The following is a 26299-nucleotide window of genomic DNA, read 5'->3' as shown; positions in this document are numbered from 1 at the left end:
TTTTATTAACTTACCGGTTACAAAAAAGAGTTTCTTTTTTTGCGAAAACAACGCCGGTTATACTACAGGAAGAATTTAAAGACAGGAAATAGCTATATGGCTATACGGTAAAATTGGGAGGAATTTTTTTCTCGTTGCTAAGGATGAGCAAGATAAACCAATATTGCTGCCATCCGTGGCTAAATTATTATTTGATTTATATCAATACATTATTAGGTTTTTCCTATTAAATAAGGCGGTTTTAAAACCCATATTGTCTGCTTTATGGTATGGCTATTACGGTGTTGTTATCACAATGGCAACCCGACGATTTTCTGCCCGACCTTTTGCGCTTCGGTTATCGGCGATAGGTTGGCTTGCCCCTAATCCACGGGTTGTCAGATTAGCACGCTGCATACCTCCCTGTGTTAGTGCATCTGCCACAGTGTTGGCGCGTTTCAACGATAATTGGTGGTTGTAACTCACTTCTCCGTAGTTGTCAGTGTGGCCATCAAGGCGTGCATGGTGGATACCCACTTTGGATAACACACTGGCGAGTTGTTTTAATTTTGCTTCGCCTTCTGGACGCAAGTGAAATTGGTTATTACCAAACAATACCTTTTCGGATATACCAAATAACCAGCCTTCATCAGTTTGTTGAAATCCTTGTTGTTTAAGTGCGGCGATTTGTGCGACTGTCAAAGCCCCTTTATTTTGGCAGGCACTGAGGAAAAGCGCGCTAATAAACATAAAGATAAATACACAATAACGATTTCTGTTCATAGAGGATCCCTTGATAGATAGTTTAGTTTTGTTGTATCAGCGGAATACCAGCCACCGCCTCGTTGTTTAATGTGATACATCGCCGCATCGGCTTCAGAAAGTAGTTGTTCTGCCGTTAGTTCTCCATTGGATAATGCGATACCGATGCTGAGTGTGATACGTAGATGTTGTCCGTTGGGAAGGAGAATGGGGGTATCCATGGCATGAATGATATTTTTAGCAACGCGTTCTGCATCTTCTGGATTGGCGGAAGGCAACAGGATAGCAAATTCGTCCCCGCCAAGTCGGGCAACAGTATCTGTTTTTCTTACTCTTCGTTTTAAGGTGGCGGCGATAGCGACAAGCACGTGATCACCGGCAGCATGTCCATAGACATCGTTGACATATTTCAGCCGGTTACCATCAATAAATAATATCGCGGCACTTTCACGCATAAATTTATCGCTCATGACGGTGGAAAGAACGCGCTCAAAAGTTGCCCGATTTGGTAAACCTGTCAGGGAATCATGTTGTGCTTGCCAGGTTAAAGCGGCTTTTTCTGTTTGCAGATGATGTTGCCACTCTTCCAGTTCTTCTAGCAGGTGATTGAAAACCTGGCTTAGCTCATGCAGCTCAGCAATATGGGCAGAGGGCACGCGCCGTGAAAATGTCCGCCGTTGCCGTACATCATGGGCAACCGCCGTAATGTTTTGCAGCGCCCTGACGATACCATCATGCATACGCAACGAGAGGTAGAGTGAAATGACGGCGCTGAACAGCAGGCAGGCAAATAGCACCAGTAGAGCCTGATAAATAAATTTGATGATGTGGCCGCTGTTGCCAATTAACCAGACTGAGCCCACTTTTTGCTGATGGTGGTAAATTGGCAGGGTAAAAGGTTCAGGAAAAAGCCAGTGCTCGATCAATTTCTTGAAATTGCCAGTATGAGTCTCCTGATTGGCTTGCCAACTGGCTAATACCTGTTGTTTAGCATCAAAAAGTTTGGCTTCTGTAAAACCATCGTGAATGGCAATCATTTCCAATATTTCTTTTGCTGCGGTTTTATCCTGAAAAACCACGGCGGCTTGTGCCGTATGGGCAATGGTTGTAGCAATCAGTTTTAAACTGTTTTCGGCATATTTCTGCATGGCAAGCAATGCCAGTAACGATAAAAACAAGCCAACTACGGATAATATGATAAATGTAATGACCAAATGGATCCGGTGGAAAGCATGACGTAAAGTAGGGCGCGATGGCATCAGTGAATAACGTTTTTTCATATAGATTATTCCACCTTACGAGCCAATTGCAGGACATTCGGCTGTACGCGCACACCGCTGCGCGTCAGAATATCAAGATTGAGGCTAAATGTTGCTGGCGTGCTGTTAATGTTGAGGCAAAATGCGCTGCCAATTTCACAGTTCGGATTATTTTCAGCAATGGTAAGCAATGGCTTGTCATTTTTCAGGTTGATTACCTGGTGTTGAAGTTGTGGATCGACTTGACCATAGTAAATGACATCACATCTTTCTATAAGTTGTTCTACGTTGAAATTGAGTGTTTCAACGTGCAGTTGTGTGTGATCAGAAACCATATCAATGTGGGTTAGAGCGCTAATGTAATTGGATGGAGGAACCAGACATAAACGCAGGATAGTAGGCGTAATAGGCCAGTGGGTATAACTAATAATTCCAGAAACAACCCGCGCCACATTTTCGTTGCGTGCTGTTTTTTCATTGCTTATTCGTTTTTCATTGGTGTCAGGCATAGCCATTACTGCTGAATTACATGTGACGGTGATTAAGCATAAGGTCATCAATATCCGTAGAAATAACCTAGAGACACAACGTTTAAAAATAGTGCGCTTACAAAGATGATGAATCCGTTCAATTACTTTCATATCGGGTTCCAGTATATATTTTTCATCCAGTATTTGTTTTTCATATTGTAAATGGTTGTGTTAATGATCGTGTTAACGTTATTGATAGAATCTGTTATTAGCCAGAACCTATCTCATTAAAGAAATGAAACTGAATGAGATAGGTTGAACAGTTATTACCTGCCAAATAAGAATATTAGCAATCTAATTGATACCTTTAAGGTATAATTGCATTTTTAGTGAATAAAGGGTTATTTCTATATTGATACATCTTCATCGACTCCTATTATATGTCCATGATTGTCATAAGTGATACTGGAAACTTTGCTTTGCCTTAAGGTATCAAACAATTTTTGTTCCAAAGTAAAACTTTGCGCCACCTCAGTATGGGTTAACGCAGGTCGGTGACGACGACGTTCGATCCTAAATCGACGTTGGTTGTATTTCGCCCAGCCAATGAGCAAAAATGCATTAAATATGGCAACGGCAATATAAAGGATGATGGTTCCCAATTCTGAAGTAAATAATGTCGCAGTAAAAGGCTTGGGATCATTATGGGAGACGTAAAATAATCCCACCATGAATAAATAGATAAACCCTACCCAAGCCAGGATGGTCAACAGAATATCAATTAAACGCGGCCATAACCTTTGTTCGGTAAAAATCAATGGTTCTTTCATGATTCGATTCTCTCTATCCCCCTGTCAGGGCTTTCCCAGCGAGCGCGTTTTCTGTGCACTTTCAGCATCACTTTGGGAAAAGATACCAGCGTCGTAAATAGGTTTAGCATCCAATAAACCATCGGGTACCAAATCACCCAGAACAGTGATGAGGCAACGTGTTTTTCATAGCGTCGTTCAATCACTAAACTGACGGTAAACTGGAGCAGGCAGGTAGCCGCCAGAACCAACCCCGTATACCCAGGTGGAAATAGCGTATAGACGCGAATGTTTTCCGGTAATGTGACGAACATGCCAAGTAAAAATAAAATGATGGAAAGGGCAAATGTAAATGACCAGATAACGGAGCAGCAAAATTCAGCAAATAACCCCCACATGCGGCGATATTGCCATGACCACAATTGACGCAGGTTTTTCAGGAAAACTTCGGCTCCACCTTGTGCCCAGCGTAATCGTTGCTTCCATAATCCCCGTAGGGTTTCAGGCATTAAGATCCAGCAGATAGCACGGGGTTCGAAAAAAATGGACCAATGGTGTAGTTGAAGTTTCCAACTCACATCAATATCTTCGGTGATCATGTCATTACTCCAATACCCTACGTCGGCCAGAGCCTGGCGATTAAAGGCTGCAACAACCCCTGAAACGGTAAAAACTTGGCCATAAACCCGCTGGGTACGTTTGATTAGACCAATGATGGAGGAAAACTCCCCAACCTGAATACGCCCAACTAAAGTGGATCGTGTACGAACGCGGGGATTGCCTGTAACAGCACCAACACGGGGATGATCAATCATGGGCTTGACCAGCCAAACAGCGGCATCGCGATCTAACAGAGCATCGCCATCAATGCAAACCAGATAATCGCTTTTCGCGGCAGCAGCACCCGCTTGAAGTGCGGTCGCTTTGCCTTGATTCTGTTTCAGGTGTATCACTCTTAAGGCTTGATGCTGTTTCGCCATCGCATTGAGTTCATCTGCGGTGCTGTCGGTTGAACCATCATTGATAGCGATCACTTCAATATTGGGATAGCGCTGGTTCAAGGCGGCCAGCAATGTCTCACGAACATTTGGCCCTTCGTTGTAGCAAGGGATCAAAATTGAAATCAGAGGAGTACCTTCAAGATGCGGGGCTTCTTCGCCAACAATTTTCCAATGCCTTTCCCGATAGAGCCAGAAATAGATCCCTCCTGAGATCCAGATGGCCGACATGAACAAAGGCCAGAAGAAGACAAAGTTCAGCATGACTTCCCCGGTAAAGGTGATAGCGATACCGAGAGGGATGCTCAATACCAAGCAGAGCACTGCAAAAGCAATAATACGATCAATCATTAAGCGGATACCATTCAGGAGAAAGAACGGGGCGGATCTCATTCATTTCTGGTTGATTGTTAAGAAAGTCATCAGGGTAGTAACCGAAGCTCTGAGCGCCATTGAGCTGCAATTGACGCATCCATTCTGCTAATTGGTGCCCTGAAATTGCGCTTTTATCCAGTGGATTGCGCCAATCTACGGATTGCAATTCGAAGACCGTTTTGTCCAGTGCTTGTGGGCGTTGGGCAATGGTTTTCACCAATTGGGATAACCACTGATTGCTTTTTGCTAGTGGCACATTTTCCATCAATGGCATTGCCATTGGGGCAACCCAATCGTAATGAGCGAGGAAATCATCCAGATTTTGGGCAAACCACTCTTCGCTGTCCGGTTCCAGAATGGGTAGGGCAAAAATATTGCGCGCCGTTTTGATCTGATAACCCCGTATTGACTTAAGTTCTCTGGTTAACTCATGAGTGAAATCAATCAGGTATTGGCTTTTAAAGCGTGTCCAACGAGCGAATTGTTCCGGATCTTGCCGAATTTCTGCAATAGAAGCAGATAAACCTGCTGCCTGATAAGCGTTGATGGCATCTGCGCCAGCATCTTCAAAATCGGACATAACGGCGTCATCGTGATACAGAATGCCCTGAAAAATGGCATGAGAGGCCAAATCTTGATAAATCTCTTTGATCCGTCGACGGTTTTCTGGGTTATAAGGCGATAAACGACGATATTGTGTCGGGTTGACAAACAGCTTGTTATGATTTGTGTCATAACTCATCACCCGCGGAAGTGAAGACTCCAGTTCAAAGGCCAGAACAGGCATCCACGCATAAACTTCAATGTTCAGGCGGCTGTGCAATTGCCAAGCGACACGGTTAAAGAGATCAGCTCGCATCGGTAGCCAGCGATTAGGAAAGTAGAGTTCACGTACATTGCCATCGCCTTTGGGATCAGCAAAGGCTTGCAGGAAAACGGTATTGACGCGCAGATCGGCAACGCGCTGGACCAGTTTATCGAGATTATCGGCTTGCTGAGCGGGATCTGGATCATAAACATAGTCCAGATCAATATGGGCAATCCGTAAGAACGGTTTATTCTGTACCTGAATGACTTGCTCGGCGAACTCTTTCAGGGAAGGATTATGTGTGAGCAAAATACGTGGAACATTATCAAGATTGTTGACGTTTGCCAGCCCATTATCCAGAGTCAATGCCATTTTGTAGCCGTAACGTTTGGCTATTTCCAGGGTAACACCGTTATCGATGCCATAAGGCCAAATCCAGACTCGTGGCTGCTTGCCTGTGGCTGCGATAATTCTTTGGGTGATCGTGGCGATATCCTTTTCCATCCGCTGACGAAACGCCTGCTCACTTTCATAGATTCCTGTTTTCTTATCGTAAATGCGAATGGCCGCGGCCGGCTCGGTATTGCCTTGTGGATTAGCGATGGCGCCGTAATGATGCTGATAAGTATGGGAACCTATTTCCACTAAACCAGAACGAGACATCTCAGCCACCTGTTCCCAGGTAGTGAATCGCTCCCGTGCTACCATCAACCCACCAAAATCAACGGGTTTTTTGGCTGGTGCATCAACCCAGATCCCAACAGGTGCCAGAATGGCTGGCCAGTTATAGGCTTTCAGCAGCGGAAAGACGCGATGGTAAAAGCTGCTATAGCCATCGTCGAAAGTCAGCAATACAGCTTTGGGCGGCAATGGCGTACCGCCTTGATTGGCAGTGAGAATTTGGTCGACTGTAATCGGTTGGTAGCCGTTTTCCCGCAGCCAGGCAAACTGATCGTTCAATGCACTGGTACGGACTGACATAAAACGCTGATCTGCACCATCATCTTCAACATCATGGTAAGCCAGAACGACAAAGCCATTTTTAGGCCAGGGGCGTTCATTCATGGGAAGCGGCCGTTGGGCTGGTGGAACGAAATCAGGTTTTTCTGCATATGCCAACATGCTAAGCTGGGGAACCAACAAGCTAACCAATAGTGCCGATATCATCAACCAATGACGAAAAACATTGTATGTCATAAAAAATCCTTTAGAACCGATAGATTAAATCAAAAGCCGCTTGCAAATTACTTTCGCGTTTACCGTCATAAGGACGTTTATCCAACGTGAGCCTTACCCCTGCGTCAATAACATCATTCCATTTGATACGTTGACCATATCCAATCCTTGTGATCAGGCCACTGCCGTACCCTTGCTGCCAATATTGCCCAATGCCAGCCACAACTTGCTGGCTCCAGACTGTTTGATAGTGCCGATATATGGTGTGGTCTGCTTCCAGTTCAGGCAGGAAGGTAAAGTCGCTTTTGGGATTGAAATAAGGGGCATTTTGCCGGGTATTGTGAGTTGTACTCAGTTCCAACTGCCCATCAAGCTTCAGGTAAGGGGCGGTATATAGGCGCTGAAGGCCATCAATGCCATATTCAAAGCGATGGTTGCCATCTGAAAAGAATGCAGGAGCAAAGCGAGCGCTCCATTGGCTGCGTTCGCTGTATCTCCAGCGAGCATAAATTTGTCCACCATTGGCGTGGATATTATTGCTCAACGCACGCAGGGGAGTATTACGGGCAAGACGTTCTGTGGAGCCACCCAGTCGCCATTGATCATTGAAGTCATACCAGGCTGCGATCCGTAATCCCACTTTACTGCCATGACGATAATGACGCGCAGAAACTTCACTTTCCAGCCAAAGATCCCGCGAACGCCACTCTACACCGCCGCGTAAATCACGGTTTAGCCCCCGGCCTTCTGAAAATTGGCCGCGATTGTAAGCACCACCGGCAAATAAGCGCCAATTATCCTCAAAGGGAGGGCTATAAAGTATTGCGTCAATATCTGAACTGTGTTTGCCACTTTCTGGATTATCTGAATTAATGCCTTGATTGACCCTAATTTGCAGTTCTGACATATGATGTACATTGCGTAGACGGTTAAGGCGTTTTGCGAGCATGTCTTCTGGTGCGCGGGTAATAACATCATCGGCCAGCAAATCCATCTGTTGCCATTCTTGCAAGGCAAGGGCGGTATAGCCTTGCTGGATTTCCAGTGCCAGATTACGGTGATCGAGTCCTTCAATTTGCTTTAACTCACTTTCAGCACGGTGTGGCCAACCACGATCCAGCCAGATAGCCGCCAGATCAATCCGCAATTTCTGGTTGCCAGGTGCTGTGCGCGCTAAATGGGTGAAGCGTTTTTCTGCTTCAGGAAGGTCTTCACGTAATTGTGCAGATTCTGCTAAAAACTGCTGCCCTTGTAGCCAGTCATCATTCGGAACGCGGATGGGAGAGCCAAAGACATTAAGCATATAAGGATTGCGTTGTTTGAGATCGGTGGCAAGCTGTTGGGCTGCATCCAGATGCTCACTTTCCACATTCGCATAAAAAAGGACGATATCGTCTTCAAGGGGAATATTAGACGATGATATTTTCCCTGATGGGGAGATATTTTCATCAGGGTAATTCAAAGCGTGCAAAATATTTCGTGCTTTTTCTGGCTGGCGCAGATTCAAGTAGGCTGCTGCTGCCCATTTCTGTGCATATCCTGGGATAGGTAGGCCTTGTTTTCGCAAGAGCAGATATTCATCAATGACTTCTTGCATCCGATGGCGGGAAAGAAGGGCACCAAGCCGATCAATGCGCGCCTGTTGGTAGTCTTGCTGTGCATCGGATAGATTGTGCCATTGGTTAAGCATATGCTCGTAGCGTGCAAGTGCTTTGTCAGCAATGTCAAAGCGCTCTGTTTCACTGCGGTTAGGAAGCATTGACAAGCGAACCAATTCTGCTGCGGCGTCAGCTTCCAGCCTGCGCAGTTGCGTCGTGGTGAATTGTGTGGCGTGTTGTTGTCCTAAACGCCATGCAGGATCACTGATCCGATGGTTTTTTAGGCTGAACAGATAGTCTTGGGTGACTTCTTTATTACCAGGAAACCGTTTATACGCGATAGAAAGCATTTGCAGGGCATCCCATGTACGGCCGGCAGCCTGATCAACATAGGCCAGTAAACGGTAATTAGCAGCATTAGGTTGATGAGCCAATAACTCTTTTGCCAAACGACGGGCTTCTGCGTCTTGTTTGGCATCGGCGAGTGTCATGATAAGACCCGCCTTGATATCGCTGCTCTGTTTATCCAGGGTCAAGGCTGTTCGCCACATCTGTATTGCCTGTGACCATTGGCGTTGGTTGCGATAGGCGCGGGCAATAGCCGCGATCCCTCTGGCGGGCATAGCCATTGAGCGATAGCGTTGCCAGAGAGAAATGACCTCATCATCATGCCCAGCCCAACTTGCAACTTGTAACCAATCAGCAACTTGTGAGGAAGAGAGACGATATCGTTTTTCTTCCTGACGAATATATTCGAGCATAGGGCGGGTATTCCCCTTTCTGGCTTGCTGAATTAATGCATCGTAATCTGCCTGAGCGGATTCCGTTGTTATTAAACAACCTAGTGATATAAATAATGATAACAGCTTATACCGATATCTATGAAAGCCCATCGGACGGAAATAAAGATATGACACGCTATCCCCTTTTTATACTGCCTATTGATTTTACAAATAGCAGAACCAGACGGAATTAAATTTAATTTAGATTAAGATGAGTTTTTACATTCTTCATTTTTGAAGAGGCAGAATAATACGTACTGCGTGAATTTATATCAATGGGAAAATTTCATGAAATAATTACGGGCGTTTGGTTTTTTATTGGTATTATATTTCATTGAAATAATACAAAAGAGTTATGTTTATGTTTTAATTTTATTTAATTTGTTTTAAATCAATAATTTGCGTATTTTACACCCTGTTGTAAAAATGCTTATTAGAAAATAAGGGATAATGTTGGAGTTGAATTCAATGAAAAAAATTTAAACTGAGCGTAAATATTTTTTATTACCAAAGAGTGAATATTATTGATTTTTGAGATTTTTATTTGAAATAAATTGGCTCAACTGAGGTTGATTTATTTTTTCAGTATAAAAATATGGTTTATTAATCGTAATATGACTATATTTCAAAATTAAATATTATTTTTAATTCACATGCCAAAAATTTTAGCGAAATTGGCATTCGATTATTCTCTTTTGTGTGTGAATTTCAAACAATATTGTACGAGTGATTTACATTGGTAATTATATGGATATTGTTATCACTTACAGATAACGTGAGATGATCATATTAAGATTTATCTGAAGAAATATTAGCTTAATCACTAATTAATTTTCAGTTTTGTTATCAATGGATTTTATATTTCTCATTTATCGCTGAAATATCACCCGTTAAATGGCAATTCCTTGAACTAAGATAAGGAAATCGTTTTTATCCGCATTAAGATCAAGGACGTCTTATATAATTATTTCTCATTCTTTGGCATCATTTTTTAAAGAATTTTTTGGGCATGATATGTCAAATAGCGCACTTAACCGCCGTTGGGCGGAACTTTTATTGGAAGCATTAACTCGCCACGGGTTGCGTCATATCTGTATTGCTCCCGGATCTCGTTCAACACCATTGACATTGGCTGCTGCAAAAAACCGCAAGTTGATCTGTCATACTCATTTTGATGAGCGCGGGTTAGGTTATTTGGCCTTAGGATTGGCAAAAGCGGGTAAAGAACCGATTGCGGTTATTGTGACGTCTGGAACGGCAGTTGCTAATTTGTATCCTTCTTTAATTGAAGCAGGCTTGACGGGAGAACGATTGGTCTTTCTCACCGCGGACAGACCGCCTGAGTTAATCGATTGTGGTGCCAATCAGGCCATTCGTCAGGTAGGTATTTTTGCTTCCCATCCCGCGCAAACTTTAGCACTGCCACGACCAACCACAGAGATCCCTGCCAGCTGGTTGGTTTCTTCCATCGATAATGCAATGTCAAACCTGAAACACGGTGCGCTACATATTAATTGCCCGTTTGCGGAGCCTTTGTATGGTAATGAAATGACAGGGCATCAAGATTGGTTGCAAACATTAGGAGCGTGGTGGCAAGGGCATGAGCCGTGGTTGGCCGAGCCAGAAGTGCATACCACCCTCAAGGCAGTCGATTGGGATATCTGGCAGAAAAAACGGGGAATTGTACTGGCAGGGAGAATGAGTGCAGAAGAGGGCAAATATGTTGCCCAATGGGCAAAAGAGATGGGATGGCCGCTTATTGGTGATGTGTTGTCCCAAACGGGGCAGCCTTTGCCATGTGCAGACTTATGGCTGACTCATTCCCGCACTCAGGATATTCTGGCACAAGGGCAATTGGTGATCCAATTTGGCGCGAGCCTAACAGGCAAGCGATTGTTGCAATGGCAGGATAAATGCCAGCCTGAGCAGTATTGGATTGTCGATCCCATTGCCGGCAGACTTGATCCTGCAAACCATAGAGGGCGCAAATTCACTTGCAGTGTAACTGATTGGTTACGGGAGCATCCCGCATATTCGCGAGTACCTTGGGCAGAGGAATTGAATTCATGGTCAAAAAGCGCGTTTAAGTGTGTTGAAACAAAGTTGACGGGAGAATTCAGCGAGGCCGCGGTTGCGCATCAATTGCACCAATTGTTGCCAGAGCAAGGGCAATTGTTTGTTGGCAATAGCTTGGTTGTGCGTTTGGTTGATGCGTTGGGGCGACTTCCCGTGGGTTATCCGGTTTACAGTAACCGAGGTGCCAGTGGTATAGACGGCTTGATCGCCACCGCCGCAGGCGTGCAGCGGGCAACCAATAAACCGACACTCACGATTATAGGTGATATCTCTGCCCTTTATGACCTGAATAGCCTGGCTTTATTACGCCATCTTTCCGCTCCCATGTTATTGATCATAGTGAATAATAATGGTGGGCAGGTTTTTTCTCTGTTACCAACGCCACAGGAAGAACGCCAGCGTTTTTACTGTATGCCGCAAGATGTCAATTTTGATCATGTTGCTGCCATGTTCGGCCTAAACTATGCAGCACCGCAAAATTGGCCGGAATTAAAACGCTGCGCCCAACAAGTATGGGATCGTAAGGAGACGACATTGATTGAGTTAAAGGTTTCAGGCAATGCAGGGGCGATATGCCTGCAAGAGTTACTGGAACAGGTGGCGGCGCTGTGAAACTAAACTGTCGGACATTTCATACCGATAACCAAGGGACATGGTTAGTCTGGTTGCATGGATTATTAGGAAGCGGTGACGATTGGTTTCCAGTCGTGGATGCTTGTGATCGATATCCTTCACTGGTTGTCGATTTACCGGGACACGGTGATTCCGTCAATGTGAATGTAACTGGCGGTTTTGCCGAGATGAGTGAATTGCTGACGGCAACCCTAATCGGGCATTCAATCAATGATTATTGTTTAATTGGCTATTCACTGGGTGGACGAATAGCTATGTACCATGCGCTCTATGGCAAACAAAATGGCCTGCGCGGGTTGCTAGTGGAAGGAGGTAATCCGGGGCTGTTTTCCCAGCAGGAACGTGATGTACGATTGCGCAATGATCAGCATTGGGCGCAACGTTTTCGCCAGGAGCCTATGGTGTCAGTCTTGCCTGATTGGTATCAACAACCGATATTTGCTGACTTAACTGCGGCACAACGTGAGCAAATTATTCATCTGCGCAGCCAAAACAAAGGAGATCGTATCGCAGATATGCTGGAAAATACCTCGTTAGGCCGCCAACCCTGGCTAGTTCCTGCTTTACAGCAAATATCTATTCCTTTCTCTTACTTATGTGGGGAAAATGATCGTAAATTCCAGAGCATAGCGCAGCAATATAGGTTGCCATTAACAACCATTCCCCAAGTTGGACATAATGCTCATTCTGGCAATCCTGTGGCTTTTTCCAGCACAGTGAACTGTTTTTTATCACTTTTTGGTTAAGGAAACACAATAATGCATTACCCAAGCGAAGAAAAATTATATGCCCCTATTGAGTGGCAAGATTGTTCCCAAGGGTTTGAAGATATTCTCTACCACAAGTCCACCGACGGCATTGCCAAAATTACGATTAATCGCCCACAGGTGCGTAATGCATTCCGCCCCCTGACCGTCAAAGAGATGATCCAGGCATTGGCAGATGCCCGTTATGACGAAGCAATTGGAACGATTATTCTGACAGGAATGGGGGAAAAAGCGTTTTGTGCTGGAGGCGACCAAAAAATCCGTGGCGATTATGGTGGTTATAAAGATGACAGCGGAATACATCATCTGAATGTATTAGATTTTCAGCGGCAGATCCGTACCTGTCCAAAACCTGTCGTTGCCATGGTTGCGGGGTATGCCATTGGCGGCGGGCATGTCCTGCATTTGATGTGTGATTTGACCATTGCGGCGGATAATGCCATTTTTGGTCAAACTGGCCCTAAAGTTGGTTCTTTTGATGGTGGCTGGGGGGCATCGTATATGGCGCGGATCGTAGGGCAGAAAAAGGCGCGCGAGATCTGGTTCCTGTGCCGCCAATACAATGCTAAAGAGGCACTGGATATGGGACTGGTCAACACCGTTGTACCTTATGCCGAATTGGAAAAAGAGACGGTGCGCTGGTGTCGTGAAATGCTGGAAAACAGCCCAATGGCGTTGCGTTGCCTGAAAGCGGCATTGAACGCAGATTGCGATGGTCAGGCGGGTTTACAGGAATTGGCGGGTAATGCCACTATGCTGTTCTACATGACCGAAGAAGGGCAGGAAGGGCGCAATGCGTTCAACGAAAAACGCCATCCTGATTTCAGTAAGTTTAAGCGTAATCCGTAATAAGTTGTCATCCATTATGCGTAAAGCAACTTTGTACCAATTCAGCCTGCCTATGGAGGCAGGTATTATTTTGCGTTATCAGCGCCTGAAAACCCGTGACGGGTTTTTGGTGCACTTGCAGGAAAATGGACAAGACGGTTGGGGAGAAATTTCCCCATTGCCTGAATTTAGCCATGAAAGGCCTGAACAAGCTAAAGCATCGGCGGTGGAATGGCTGCAACACTGGTGCCTGGGGACACAGCCAGAAGAGAGCGATCTGCCTTCCGTTGCGTTTGGCCTAAGCTGTGCACTGGCTGAATTACGGGGAGAGTTACCTGAAACAGCTAATTATTGCAAGGCGCCGTTATGTACCGGCGATCCTGATGATGTGATCCGGCGTTTGGGGAATATGGCAGGTCAGAAGATTGCTAAAGTGAAAGTGGGGCTGTATGAAGCTGTACGGGATGGCATGGTAGTCAATGTGATGCTTGAAGCGGTGCCTGATCTCCGATTGCGATTAGATGCTAACCGCAGTTGGACACGTACAAAAGCAGAAGGTTTCGCTAAGTATGTCAATCCAGATCATCGGCACCGAATTGCTTTTATCGAAGAACCCTGCAAAACCAAGGATGAATCTCTGGCGTTTGCTCGTGAAACGGGTATCGCTATTGCATGGGATGAAAGTGTCCGTGAAGCCGGTTTTACCGTAGAAGCTCAGGAGGGTGTTTCTGCCATTATCATCAAACCAACATTGACAGGCAGTATTGACCGTTGCCGTCAATTAATTACTGAAGCTCATCAGTTAGGGTTAGAGGCAGTTATTAGCTCCAGCATTGAAACTAGCTTTGGTTTGACACAATTGGCGCGTCTTGCGCAATGGCTCACACCTGATTCACTTCCGGGTTTGGATACTTTGGATCTTATCCAGTCACAACTTGTCCGTTGTTGGCCAGAAAGTCATATTCCGTGTGTCATGCTAGATAAGCTGGCTATGGTGTGGAGTCATGGATGCCAGTAATAGAGTGGACTCAATGGCCGTGGCAGCATTGGGCTGCATCCTTGCCTGAAAAACAGGCTATTCAGTTAGATGATGAGCAACTAACCTGGCATCAATTAACGCAACGTATCAATGCTATTGCTGTCCATTTCCACCAACAGGGTGTTGTGGAAGGTAGTGGTGTGATCCTGAGAGGTAAAAACAGTGCGGAACTTCTGTTATGTTACCTGGCTGCCCTGCGATGTGGTGCCAGGGCGTTACTTCTTAATCCTCAGCTACCTGATCGGTTGCTGGCGGAGCTAATGCCTCATCTTAATATGGATTATGGGATGGATTTCACGAACTCGCCTTCGCCTGTTATGCCAGTTAAGAGACTTGACTGGCAACAAAAGTTTCCGGTGAAATACGATGGGCACGCAAAAAACAACCTGTTGGTGACGTGGGAAAGTCAACGCCCTGCCAGCATGATCCTGACCTCTGGCTCTTCTGGGTTACCCAAGGCTGCGGTACACTCCATTGGTGCTCATCTTGCCAGCGCTCAAGGTATTCTTTCCTGCATGGATTTTCAGCCAGATGATAGTTGGTTATTGTCATTGCCCTTGTTTCATGTTTCAGGCCAGGGGATCCTTTGGCGTTGGTTACAAACAGGCGCAACATTAGTGCTGCGGGATTTACACCCGCTGGATCGTGCGTTGTCTGGTTGTACCCATGCATCACTTGTACCTACTCAACTGTGGCGTTTGCTGGAACAACCCCATAACTTTCCATTGACATTAAACTATCCATTGACATTAAAAGAAGTGTTATTGGGAGGCGCCATGATACCGACGTCACTGTCCCAACGGGCTGAAGAACTGGGTATTCGTTGTTGGTGTGGCTATGGGTTGACAGAAATGGCATCCACTGTTTGCGTAAAACGCGCTGATGGGTTGCCAGGGGTAGGCAATCCACTCCCCGGAAAATCCATTCGCTTAGTCAATGAGGAAATTCAGATCCGGGCTGATAGTATCGCGATGGGTTATTGGGTTAATGGAGAATTGCAGCCATTGGCAGATAACGAAGGATGGTTCTCGACCCGTGATCGAGGCGTATTTGAACAAGGAGAGTTGCGGATTTTAGGACGTCTCGACAACCAATTTTTTAGTGGTGGGGAAGGTATTCAGCCAGAAGATATTGAGCGGATCATTAACCAACATCCTCTAATTGAACAGAGTTTTGTTGTTCCCATTCCTGATATTGAATTCGGTCATCGGCCAGTAGCGGTAATTGAAACTCAGTATCCTGCGCTAGCAGAGACAATGATTGATTGGCTTGCGGATAAAACCGCAGCTTTCCAGCGGCCTGTTGCTTGCTATGTGTTACCTGCACAACTGAAAAATGGCGGAATAAAGGTTTCTCGCCAACACGTGAAGCAATGGATAACAGAGATAAATAGTAAATATAATAAATGATAACGTTATTTACGTATCTTTATAAATCTAAACATTTCCTTGCTTTTTTGTCGTCTATGTCTCCATGCCGGTTTAAGTACAATACGTTAGCCCATATAGGCATTGATTAATTAAAGGACAAGATTATGAAAGGCTTTATTGCTATTGGCGCCGCTAGTTTGCTCTTTATAGCTGGTTCAGCAAATGCTCTCTCTATAGATGCTCAAGTGGGAAAACATAGCACCAGCACCTCCGTGGGGATTGGTGATAAATATGCCGGTTTGTCTCTGACGGGTAACTGGACTCGTAGTGATCACAATGGCCAGATTGGTAGTTTAGGTTTAGGTTTCGGTCTGCCATTGGGGCCATTAGCTGCAAACGTTGGCGCGAAAGGGCTTTATTTGTCCCCCAAAGATGGGAAAGATGGTGCTGCATTGGCTATCGGTGCTGGCCTTAGTTGGGCTGTGACTTCTTCTTTATCCCTGTATGGTGAGGCCTATGGTTCACCATCAGGCTTAACGTCAGGAATGGATTCTTATACTGAAGCTACAGGGGGAGCACGTTATACGTTTTTCAAGCCCCTAAGCGTAGCTGTTGGCTACCGTGTCATTGACATACGGGGTAGTCATGGTAATCGTAGTAACAAGGTTTCCGATGGTTTTTATGTTGGGGCTGGTTTGAGTTTTTAATTAGGCGAAAATGCTGAAAGGTTATCCGCATTAACATTGATGCGAATAACCTCAGACAGATAAGCCTACCCTACGTTTGGCAATACACCTGTAACAATGCCAATCTGGATGGTAATAACGGCAAGCCCACACAGGAAAACAAAGAGTAATGCAATCTTTCCTCCTTTGACACGATAGCCTTCCTTGTTTTCTTCACGACTACGCCAAACCAGCAGGCAAGGCAGCAACAGCGCGAGAATAGAGAGGGCAACCGCTGCAAATGTTAATGCCATAACAAAATTGGGGTAATACAGTGCACAGAGCAATGGTGGAACAAAGGTCATTAACCCTGTTTGTAAACGCCCCTTGGCATGGTTGCGGCGTTTAAAAAGGTCAGCAAGGTAATCAAACAATCCTAAAGCAACACCGAGAAATGAGGTAGCTAGCGCAAGATCGGCAAACAGATGAACGGCAAACTCCACTTTAGGTGAAGCGACAACTTCTCTTACCGCTTTCAATAATCCATTCAGGCCAGACTCTTGTGCAAGAATGCCAACAAATGTATTTGAAGAAATCGCGCCGAGCGTCACCAATTGCCACAGAATATAGGCTAACAAGGGAATGGCACTACCGATAACAAAGATTTTTCGTAGCTTGTTGGTATCGCCTCCCATATAGGCAACAATGCTTGGCACACTCCCGTGAAACCCGAATGAAGTAAAAATGACCGGGATAGCAGAGAGTGCTAATCCTTGCTCAATGGGCATGGAGATCAGGTTGATTTTATCAACATGAGGCATCATGACGCCGAGTACGATCACCAGAAAAATAATTTTAGCAGTAAACAGCAGGCGGTTAATCAAATCGACAGATTGGGTGCCAATACAGACTACCCCACCACCAATAATAGTAAAAATGATGATCCCGGCAGAGACAGAAATGGGTTTATCCAACCAGGAAGAGAGGGAAGCCGCCAGTAACTCACCTGCGCCACTAATATAAGCTGTTGTCAGGGCATACATAAGGAAAAGCATACTAAAGCCAGTCAACACCTGCCCACCTAACCCAAGGTAGCGTTTCGCGATAGTTCCTAATCCAGTATTAAACTCATTATGTTGATACACTTCCACGAGCAAGAGTGCTGTATAGCTCATCAAAGCCCACAGGGCGACTAACATAGCGAATGTAGTTCCAAATCCCACACCCGCCGTTGCTAATGGCATTGCTAACATTCCTGCGCCAATCGTCGTTCCAGCAACGATAAAAATACTGCCAATAGTGCGATTTTTCACGCGATCCTCATTTCTGAATATGTTGAGAAATAGTTATAAGACTTGCAGGTTAAATGATTGATTTATGCCTGTCAAATCTATAGTACACAGTGTGTAAATAATTAATTACACTTTTGGCGGCATTAAATAATTCGTTACCAAGCTATGTGATTCGGAGAAAATCACTAAGAAAGCGGAAGTATATTAAGTTAAAAAATAACCAGAAACTTCTTAGTTGAGTAACATAATTTATTCGTGTTCTAAATGATGTTATAGCTTGGATGCGGGAATATAGCTAACAAGGACAATGAAGTAGCAAATTGAAAGAGTAAATTGATAGGATACCTGAGCTGGAATGATATCCTCCCGTTTGTTGATTATTTTGGTGAGATAAGGGACATAGCTGTGATGATTTGAGTGATACAATACTTTCCTTTGCATTTTTTAATGCATATTTTTCAAGAGGTTATAGCATGAAATTTAGGCCTGACATTAATGGGTTAAGAGCTATCGCGGTATTGTTGGTTGTTTTTTACCATGTACATTTCCCAGTCCCGGGAGGATTTGTAGGCGTAGATGTTTTTTTCGTTATATCTGGATTTTTGATAACTTCAATAATCGAGAAAGAAATAAGAACGGGTGTATTTTCTTTTGGTCATTTTTATAACAGAAGGGCAAAAAGATTATTACCAGCATTTATTTTTATGTTAATACCTTTATTTATATATTGTTGGTATAATTTATTAGCGGATGACCTGGTTTCATTTTCAAAAAGTGCATTATTTTCTATCATTGGAGCTAGCAATTTTTATTTCTACAGCATTCCTAACTATATTATCTTATCTGGCAGAGAGCCTCTTATTCACACGTGGTCATTATCAATAGAAGAACAATTTTACTTGATCTGGCCTGTCATGCTCTTTCTTCTTTATAAGAAAAAAGATCTCCGTATAAATTTTGTTATTTTATCGGTAGTTTTATTTTTATCCCTATTTTCAGCACAGTATTATGTCATTCATGATAAGCACTTGGCCTATATGATGTTGCCTTTTCGGTTTTTTGAGCTAATGTCAGGTGCAGTATTGGCCATTAACTATAGAAGAATCAAAGTAAAGGATGAATGGATTCATGTGACATCGGTTTTAGGATTTTTTCTGATATTATCAAGTGCTTTTCTTATTAATAAAAATAGTCAATTTCCCGGATTTTTATCTTTACCCGTTGTTATAGGGGCGACATTATTTATAGTATCATATAATGGAAATAAGTTTGGGATTTTCAACAGAATACTTTCAAACTCAATAATTTCATATATAGGGAAGGTATCATATTCTTTTTATCTTTGGCATTGGCCTATAATCATGTTTTCAAGATACAGAGGAATAGAGTTAAATAAAATAAATTCAAGTGTTATGATCGTTCTTTCATTTTCCGTAGCATGCTTAAGCTATCACTTTGTTGAAAAACCATTCAGAAGGTTTAATTATAGAAAATACACACTGCCATCTTTTTATCTCTTGTCAGTTTTATTATTAACTGTTATTTCCATTGCAATGACTAAAAATAATTGAGGCGAAAGTGCATAACGAGTCATGGTGAGCTGGGAGCCAATCGAGATGCTCAATTTGTCGTCAATAATTTCGCTGGGGACGCCAAAAAGAGCAACGCCCTGATAATCTATCATGACTCATTTCTGTCATAATCAACTATCAGGGCGTGCGCTTCAACATCATAGTATGTTGATTTTATATGGTGCCGGCTACCGGAGTCGAACTGGTGACCTACTGATTACAAGTCAGTTGCTCTACCAACTGAGCTAAGCCGGCGAAATTTGGCGGAAGGATAGAGATTCGAACTCTAGGATGGTTTCCCATCGGCGGTTTTCAAGACCGCTGCCTTCGACCGCTCGGCCATCCTTCCATGGCGCGAGATTATGCCTATATCATTTTGATGTGTCTAGCCCCTAAAGAAAAAAAATTGTGTTTTTTTTGCTGTTTGCTCAATCTTCGATCTGTAATGGCCTTTTCATTGGCTAACCTGCTAATATTAAGCACAGTACACCGGCTTATTTAGCGACGATTCGATATCGTATTGAACAAAATATATTCATACTAAAGGCAACCATCCAAAGAATGTATAAACAACCACCTATCAAGCCATCTGCTATTCCTCGTTTTTACGCGTTATTTGTTATCTTACTTTTTACGTCTCTATTTTTATTCGGGTATAACTATTTTGATATTTGGCTGATGGAGAAAAAATATGCTATCAGTAGTGTCACCGCTAAGATGAGATTGCAGATTAAAGATTATCGTTACCATGCCAGTCATATTTTTGAGCAGTCAAATACTCTGCCAATCTCCTCTCAGGAGAATACATCATTGTTTAGATTGCGTTCCGATGTCTATTGGTTAGAAAATCGTTATCAATCTGTTGATGCCATTATTTTTGGTCAATATAACGATTCGAGTGTCCAACTTGCTGAATATTTATCTGGCTATCTGGATATTCTCTGGGGGGCTCATAATGAATACTTATCTATGTACTATCTCAATGGACAGGATAATAATTTATTATTGGTAACAACCCATCCGATTCTAAAACCAGAAATCAGGTTCAAAGAGAGCTATCTGACGCTAAATCCTGAAACCAAACGCACAGGGATGTTGGATCAATCTTCCACATTAGAAGAAAAAGAGAGCATTTCTCCCATTAGTGTATTACGTGATGAAAATATTTATTTCTATACCTATAAAGCCGCATTTAATGCAACAGGGCAATTAACCACCATTATTGCTTTTGATTTACCCATTAACAATCTTTTGCCGGTTGATATGCCTCCAGCAAATTTCCGTTTGAATGCAGTCAACTTGCATGAACCGGAGGTTTCCGATCAAGTAGAGGTTTCATTGAACGGTTTTTGGCTAGAATTTTCCCAGCCTCTTAATGTCGTGCCGTATAAATTGATTTACCAAGTCCCATTGAAGGCATTAATTGTAGATTTATTATTCAGAAATGTTTGGCTTTTGCTTTCTATATTGCTTTTCTTTCTGTTTTCTTTAAGTGGGTTATTTTATGTCCGCAAGCGATATATTGCACCGAATGCTTTCATGGATCATGAATTGAAAATTAAGGATGCCTTAAATAGGGATATTATCTTCAATATTTCTATTGGAGTCATCGTTTATGATTTTGAATCAAATCAGGTAATAATGATTAATAAAATTGCGGAGCAGTTAATACCTCATTTGGATTTGAATAAAGTTAGGGCAATGGCACAACAACATCATGGTGTAATTCAGGCTTCTATTGATGAAGCGGTTTATGAAGTAAAGATGCTTAACAATAGCCTCTTACCAGAAACTTACCTGTTTTTACTGCAAGACAAAGATCAGGAAGTTATGGCAAATAAGCGATTGCAATTTGCCCATCAGGAATATGATAAAAGCATTCAGATCAGGCGATCCATGCTTTTAAATATTAATAATGAAATGAAATATCCTATTAATACTATTAATGATATTGCCAACCAATTGAAGCAATTATCTCAAGATAAAAATGAGAAAAAGTTATTAGATAAATTATTGGATAAATCAAAATATATCACTGAATGGATTGAAAATATTTCATTGCTCAATGAGTTGGAGTTAGGGGATTGGCAGCCGGATAATAAGATATTTTCCTTATCTTCACAGTTGGAAGATATTTTGAAATCTTATTTTCCGATATTAAATGCTAAAGGTTTGAGGGTTTATTATCATTTTAATATTTCTCGTGAATCTTTATTTATAGGGGATAGGATAGCATTAAGTAAAATTGTTACATTGTTATTTAATTATGCAATAACGACGACCAGCTATGGTAAAATATCATTGGTTGTTAATGGATCAGGCAAATATGATAACCAGATTCAGATTGAATTGATGGATAGTGGCGCTGGTTTAAGCGAAAGAGATCTAAGCAGCTTAAATTATCCTTTTCTAAACCAATCAGTGGAAGATAAGTACTCTATCAATTCTAGCATGACTTTTTATTTATGTAATCAATTAAGTAAAAGAGTGGGAGGAAGCCTTGATATTAAAAGTAAGTTGGGATTGGGAACACATTATATTATCAATCTGCCTTTATCACAATATGACGAAAATAGCGAGACTCCTCAGCTTTTGGAAGGGATCACGGTCTTAATTGATATCAACAACCCTGAGATCAGCAAAATCGTCCATACTTATCTCAATAATTATGGTGCAGCATACTTTGATAAAGGGAAAGAGGGCATTACGGAAGAGTACGATATTATCCTTACGGATAGGCTGTACAAAGAAGAAAAGCAGGTCAAACAGGAAAAACCAACTATATTATTAGTAGGGAATTTAGCAGGACTCAAGCAGTTGAAGCCAGGAGTGATTCAATGCAATTACAATCTTGCTGATGATATTATCAATGCAATATCGTTTCTGGTCGAAGAAAATTTCAGTTTAGATGAACCCAAAGAAATTTTTGAAATCTCTAAACCAGCAAGTGAGTTAGTTGAAGATATTGATTTAGTTGGGAATGTTGATAGCAGTATTTGCAATATCCTCAAAAGTTATCAAACTCAGTTAGCAGACAGTGATTACAGAAAATTGTTTATAGAGACAGTGCCTATGGACATTAGCAGACTGTATACTGATGTAGAACGACATGATTTGATATCACTTTCGCAAACGGTACACCGCCTTAAGGGTGCGTTTGCTATGTTGGATTTAAAATTTCTTAGGTCATCATGTGAGGCGTTGGAAAAACACATAGCAGACAATAATGAAGTAGAAATCAAAAATAGCATCAGCTTCATTGATTCCTTTGTCACAAAGCTGTTGCAGCAAGGTAACCAATAATATGAATAACCTTAATATCATTATTGCCGATGACCATCCCATTGTTCTGTTTGGCATCCGCAAGTCACTTGAACAAATTGAGTGGATTAATGTAGTTGGTGAATTTGAAAATTCAACGACGCTCATTAATAGCTTGCCACATATAGAAGCAGATGTGCTCATAACCGACTTGTCAATGCCTGGGGATAAATATGGTGATGGTATCACTCTGATAAAATATATTAAACGTCATTATCCAACATTGGCAATCATTGTTCTTACAATGAACAATAATCCGGCTATTTTAAGCGCTATACTTGAGCTTGATATTGAGGGAATTGTGTTAAAGCAAGGAGCACCAACAGATTTACCTAAAGCACTTTCTGCTTTGCAAAAAGGTAAGCAATTTACACCTGAAAGTGTTTCTAAGTTACTTGAAAAGGTTAATGCTAATGGCTATGGGGATAAACGTTTATCTCCTAAAGAGAGTGAAGTCCTGCGTTTATTTGCTGAAGGCTTTCTTGTTACTGATATTGCCAAAAAACTCAATCGCAGTATTAAGACAATAAGCAGCCAGAAGAAATCAGCCATGATAAAACTGGGAGTCGATAACGATATCGCATTGCTTAACTATTTATCTTCCGTCACTATCGACAAAGATATTGGTAACTAACCAATGTGTTATCTTTTTTAATGGAAAGTCGGTAGCAGTGAGTGGTTGCCGATTTTCCATCATTCATAGCTCAATATGTATTGAGTTTTAAATATCACTGTATTTTATTAATGTTTCTTTTAATATAGCTAGTGATACAGGTTTTGATAGGCAGTCATTCATGCCCATATTAACGCAACGCTGTTTTTCTTCTGCAAGTGCATTGGCTGTGATGCCGATAATCGGTTTAGTATAACCTTTGCCTCTCAAGTATTGGGCAAGTTCATATCCATCCATATTTGGCATGTTAACATCCGTTAGAATAATATCTGGGGAGTTGTTTTGCAGGTATTCAATGGCTTCAACACCATCATTAGCCATTGATGCGCTAAATCCTATTGAGTTCAATTGATTGACCAATAAATTCTGATTGATAGGATGGTCATCAACGACCAATACTTTAACCTTATTTAAGAAAATATCCGTTTGGATCGTTTTATTTGGAGCAGAGGTTGTTGATACAAAAATAGCTGGTAAGTCAGCATGCCCCACCAACAATTTATCCAGCATACTATCCAGCATACTATCCAGCATACTATCCAGCATACTATCCAGCATACTATCCAGCTCATTCAGTTCATAAGTATTATAGAGCCAATAATTTTCTCGGATTTGTTTTGGCGAGCCAATATGTTTTTCTGATATTTCTATAAAGTAACATATAGAAATGTTGGGATTATTAGCTCTATCGCTAATTAATATTTCTGTGCCATCTAGTTGGCTTTTGTCATAGAGGGCAACTTGGAAATGATTTTGTGTAAGAAAATTTTGCAAATATTTTTCCAGAAAATCATTATGAATATTTAACAAAATCCTCTTTTGTGCCCTTTGGTTGGATAGTTGTTTGGTATGATATTGCACCATATAAAGGAAGACGGATAGAAAAGATACTGCCAACATATTTTTGTGAGATACGAATTCAATATCACCATCCATCAAATTGATCAGTTTTTCACAAATAGCCAATCCCAATCCTGTACCTTGTGATGAATTTTCTTTATTGGCACTGATTGGAAAAAATGGTTCAAATAACTGAAATTGTAATTTATCCTCGATCCCAAGCCCGGTATCTTTAATGCTGACATACAAATAACCATGCTTGAACTCGCGATGGATATACACACATAGCCCGTTTCTGTAAATTTAATCGCATTATTTAACAAATTAGAGATAATTTGTTGTAGCCTTACCGGATCATTACGCATATATCAGGTACATCTGGTTCAATATAGCAATACAAGCTTAAGCCTTTTTTAGCAATTAGGGGAAGGTAGTTTGAAATCACATGTGACAATATTTCTTTGCAACTAAAATCTTTGGGTTCAATTTTTAATTGCTTAGATTCTATCTTCGAGAAAGTCGAGAATATCACTGATGATTTTCAACAATAGTGATGATGAATTATTCATTGTTGCCAGTAATCGGGTAGGTTCTGGTGGTAATGTATGGGATTGCATTAACTCTAGATTACCAATAATGCCATATAGCGGTGTCCTTAATTCATGGCTGACTGTGGCAAGGAACATCGATTTTGCTTGGTTGGCTTGTTCTGCTGCTGAGGCCATTTCTTGCAATGATTTTTCCATTTTTACACGGGCGCTGACATCGATCAGTACACAGATGGCAACTTCTTCATTACGATAACGTGAGTGTACGAAACTAATTTGTAGGTGATTATTATTACTGGTGACGACATCAATATAGCTGCTGGTTTTATCACAAATAATATCGACAATGTGTTTTTGATCCTCGTACGTTAACATTCGGGTATAATTATGAGCTAATTCATTACTTAAGATGCTAACGCCATCACTGATCCTTAAGATACTTATTCCCACAGGGGCAGAGGCGACAATTTTATGGTTAAACTGTTCATGCTCTTCAAGGCGAATAGCATTTTCCTCAGCTGGAGAAAACATTTTACGTTCAAACAGCCAAATGAAAAAGATAATCGCAATTGCAGAAATAATATTCAGGATGATACCATTAATTGCGCTGGCTTTTAGTTCGTCGTAAATATGTTTTAGTGGCAATGAGTAAACAATACGTAATGAAGAAGGCGATAAATTCCGCATTAATACCAGGCTAGTAAAATTTTCATCATAACCAAAATACATTGGCTGCGAGTTGGAGTTGGGGTTTATAACGAGGGGTTTATTATTAGTTTTTATAGAAAATTGCAATTCGGGCTGGCTTGATTCGTTTAGCATCATGACTGTAACAGGGCGTTCCCTTTTTTGTAAAAAAGATTCTAGCCTGATAAATTTTTCAATACCTATGATCCCTGTCATGTGCCCATTAATATAAATAGGTGTAAAAACATAAAGATTACCGCTATCCGCTTTGGGGCTAGGTTGGATCCAAAAGAGCGCTCTTTCATTGTTTTGTTCTCTCATGTTGATCAACCTGCGAGTATTCTCGTAGATCATTTTTTTTAATGCATCAGGTTCTGTGATATTGTTATGAGGGAAAAAATTCACCATGCATTTGCTTTTTACTCCAATGAAAAAAGTTTGATTTATACTGCGTATAGCAGCAATATTATCTTTCCAAAGTGCAATCAACTGCTCTAATGAATATAAATTATTATGAGTGGTTCTACGTAATAGTTCACAATCGGAATTCTCATCCAACGGAATATACGAAAGAATATCGTTATTATGCGGTACGATTGTTTGATTTTTATCATTATCTTGTGATAAATGCTTTTCCGCCATAAATTGAATATCTCGCAAGATATTGGCGATATGTCGTATATGAGAAAAAGCGATATCGTAGTTGGCATTATATTCTTGACGAATATCTGATTTGAGTGCATTAAAAAGACTTGTCAAATAAAAGCTGGTTAATAAGGCTCCAAGCGCCCATAGCATAAATCCAAGCACCCGAAAAAGATAACGTGATATCTTTAATGACGTCCGAAAAGAAGATAGATATCTCAAGAGATCGCCTGATGAAATATATGATTAATATTAACTGTTCACAGCATATACTAGTGTAGCAGGGAATACAAAGCAGCATTTACATCTTGCTCATTCTTCGTCAAAA

General features: G+C 41.9%; 17 protein-coding genes, 2 tRNA genes and 1 pseudogene. 9 read left to right on the top strand and 11 right to left on the bottom strand.

The window, feature by feature from the left end:
• Positions 1–276: 276 nt before the first annotated feature.
• From yfiB to pgaA, 7 genes are all read right to left on the bottom strand, one after another.
• Positions 277–762, bottom strand: a complete 486-nt coding sequence (gene yfiB, locus AAC853_RS17150; protein ID WP_340615260.1) for an outer membrane lipoprotein YfiB — start codon at positions 760–762, stop codon at positions 277–279.
• On the bottom strand, positions 759–2021 hold the full coding sequence (dgcN, locus tag AAC853_RS17145) for a diguanylate cyclase DgcN/YfiN (RefSeq protein WP_340615259.1): 1263 nt from the start codon (positions 2019–2021) through the stop codon (positions 759–761). Before dgcN ends, yfiB begins: the two co-directional genes overlap by 4 nt.
• 5 nt (positions 2022–2026) lie before the next feature.
• Positions 2027–2509, bottom strand: coding sequence for a regulatory sequestration protein YfiR (gene yfiR, locus AAC853_RS17140; RefSeq protein WP_340615258.1), 483 nt, complete (start codon positions 2507–2509; stop codon positions 2027–2029).
• 368 nt (positions 2510–2877) lie between these two features.
• On the bottom strand, positions 2878–3300 hold the full coding sequence (pgaD, locus tag AAC853_RS17135; protein WP_338885069.1) for a poly-beta-1,6-N-acetyl-D-glucosamine biosynthesis protein PgaD: 423 nt from the start codon (positions 3298–3300) through the stop codon (positions 2878–2880).
• Positions 3297–4628 carry a poly-beta-1,6-N-acetyl-D-glucosamine synthase gene (gene pgaC / locus AAC853_RS17130; RefSeq protein WP_340615257.1) on the bottom strand — a complete coding sequence of 444 codons (1332 nt, stop codon included), beginning with the start codon at positions 4626–4628 and terminating at the stop codon, positions 3297–3299. Before pgaC ends, pgaD begins: the two co-directional genes overlap by 4 nt.
• Positions 4621–6657 carry a poly-beta-1,6-N-acetyl-D-glucosamine N-deacetylase PgaB gene (gene pgaB, locus AAC853_RS17125; protein WP_340615256.1) on the bottom strand — a complete coding sequence of 679 codons (2037 nt, stop codon included), beginning with the start codon at positions 6655–6657 and terminating at the stop codon, positions 4621–4623. The genes pgaC and pgaB overlap by 8 nt, the downstream gene beginning before the upstream one ends.
• Positions 6658–6667: 10 nt before the next feature.
• Positions 6668–9151 (bottom strand): poly-beta-1,6 N-acetyl-D-glucosamine export porin PgaA, encoded by a 2484-nt coding sequence (gene pgaA / locus AAC853_RS17120; protein WP_340615255.1) that lies wholly within the window; start codon positions 9149–9151, stop codon positions 6668–6670.
• Between the two features lie 879 nt (positions 9152–10030).
• On the opposite strand from pgaA, the gene menD reads away from it, so the two are divergent.
• From menD to AAC853_RS17090, 6 genes are all read left to right on the top strand, one after another.
• Positions 10031–11704, top strand: coding sequence for a 2-succinyl-5-enolpyruvyl-6-hydroxy-3-cyclohexene-1-carboxylic-acid synthase (gene menD, locus AAC853_RS17115; protein WP_338885073.1), 1674 nt, complete (start codon positions 10031–10033; stop codon positions 11702–11704).
• Positions 11665–12471, top strand: coding sequence for a 2-succinyl-6-hydroxy-2,4-cyclohexadiene-1-carboxylate synthase (gene menH / locus AAC853_RS17110; RefSeq protein ID WP_340615254.1), 807 nt, complete (start codon positions 11665–11667; stop codon positions 12469–12471). The genes menD and menH overlap by 40 nt, the downstream gene beginning before the upstream one ends.
• A gap of 12 nt (positions 12472–12483) precedes the next feature.
• Positions 12484–13341 carry a 1,4-dihydroxy-2-naphthoyl-CoA synthase gene (gene menB / locus AAC853_RS17105; RefSeq protein WP_338885075.1) on the top strand — a complete coding sequence of 286 codons (858 nt, stop codon included), beginning with the start codon at positions 12484–12486 and terminating at the stop codon, positions 13339–13341.
• 16 nt (positions 13342–13357) lie between these two features.
• Positions 13358–14338: an o-succinylbenzoate synthase gene (gene menC, locus AAC853_RS17100; RefSeq protein WP_340615271.1), complete on the top strand. Its 981-nt coding sequence runs from the start codon at positions 13358–13360 to the stop codon at positions 14336–14338.
• Positions 14329–15768, top strand: coding sequence for an o-succinylbenzoate--CoA ligase (gene menE, locus AAC853_RS17095; RefSeq protein ID WP_340615253.1), 1440 nt, complete (start codon positions 14329–14331; stop codon positions 15766–15768). Before menC ends, menE begins: the two co-directional genes overlap by 10 nt.
• A 125-nt stretch (positions 15769–15893) precedes the next feature.
• Positions 15894–16436, top strand: a complete 543-nt coding sequence (locus tag AAC853_RS17090) for a YfaZ family outer membrane protein (protein ID WP_340615252.1) — start codon at positions 15894–15896, stop codon at positions 16434–16436.
• Between the two features lie 65 nt (positions 16437–16501).
• Here the strand turns inward: AAC853_RS17090 and tyrP are convergent, their stop codons facing one another.
• The gene (gene tyrP / locus AAC853_RS17085; protein WP_338885078.1) at positions 16502–17707 is read right to left on the bottom strand and encodes a tyrosine transporter TyrP; all 1206 of its coding nucleotides are present in this window, start codon (positions 17705–17707) and stop codon (positions 16502–16504) included.
• Between the two features lie 452 nt (positions 17708–18159).
• Between tyrP and AAC853_RS17080 the strand changes: the two genes are divergently transcribed.
• Positions 18160–19257 carry an acyltransferase family protein gene (locus AAC853_RS17080; RefSeq protein ID WP_340615251.1) on the top strand — a complete coding sequence of 366 codons (1098 nt, stop codon included), beginning with the start codon at positions 18160–18162 and terminating at the stop codon, positions 19255–19257.
• Positions 19258–19436: 179 nt separating this feature from the next.
• On the opposite strand, the gene AAC853_RS17075 is transcribed toward AAC853_RS17080, so the two are convergent.
• Positions 19437–19512, bottom strand: a tRNA-Thr gene (locus AAC853_RS17075).
• A gap of 6 nt (positions 19513–19518) precedes the next feature.
• Positions 19519–19606 (bottom strand) — tRNA-Ser (locus AAC853_RS17070).
• Between the two features lie 212 nt (positions 19607–19818).
• Between AAC853_RS17070 and rcsD the strand changes: the two genes are divergently transcribed.
• Together rcsD and rcsB are read left to right on the top strand one after the other, a co-directional pair.
• Positions 19819–22560 carry a phosphotransferase RcsD gene (gene rcsD / locus AAC853_RS17065; protein ID WP_340615250.1) on the top strand — a complete coding sequence of 914 codons (2742 nt, stop codon included), beginning with the start codon at positions 19819–19821 and terminating at the stop codon, positions 22558–22560.
• A 1-nt stretch (position 22561) separates the two neighbouring features.
• Positions 22562–23212, top strand: coding sequence for a response regulator transcription factor RcsB (gene rcsB / locus AAC853_RS17060; protein ID WP_338885081.1), 651 nt, complete (start codon positions 22562–22564; stop codon positions 23210–23212).
• A gap of 87 nt (positions 23213–23299) precedes the next feature.
• Here rcsB and rcsC read toward each other — a convergent pair.
• Positions 23300–26124, bottom strand: a pseudogene (gene rcsC / locus AAC853_RS17055) (two-component system sensor histidine kinase RcsC).
• Between the last annotated feature and the right edge of the window lie 175 nt (positions 26125–26299).

The sequence above is a fragment of the Xenorhabdus thailandensis genome, from assembly GCF_037996785.1.
Taxonomy (GTDB): Bacteria; Pseudomonadota; Gammaproteobacteria; order Enterobacterales; family Enterobacteriaceae; genus Xenorhabdus; species Xenorhabdus griffiniae.
The sequence above is the reverse complement of the archived record's forward strand: the minus strand, read 5'-3'. Positions and strand labels throughout refer to the sequence as shown.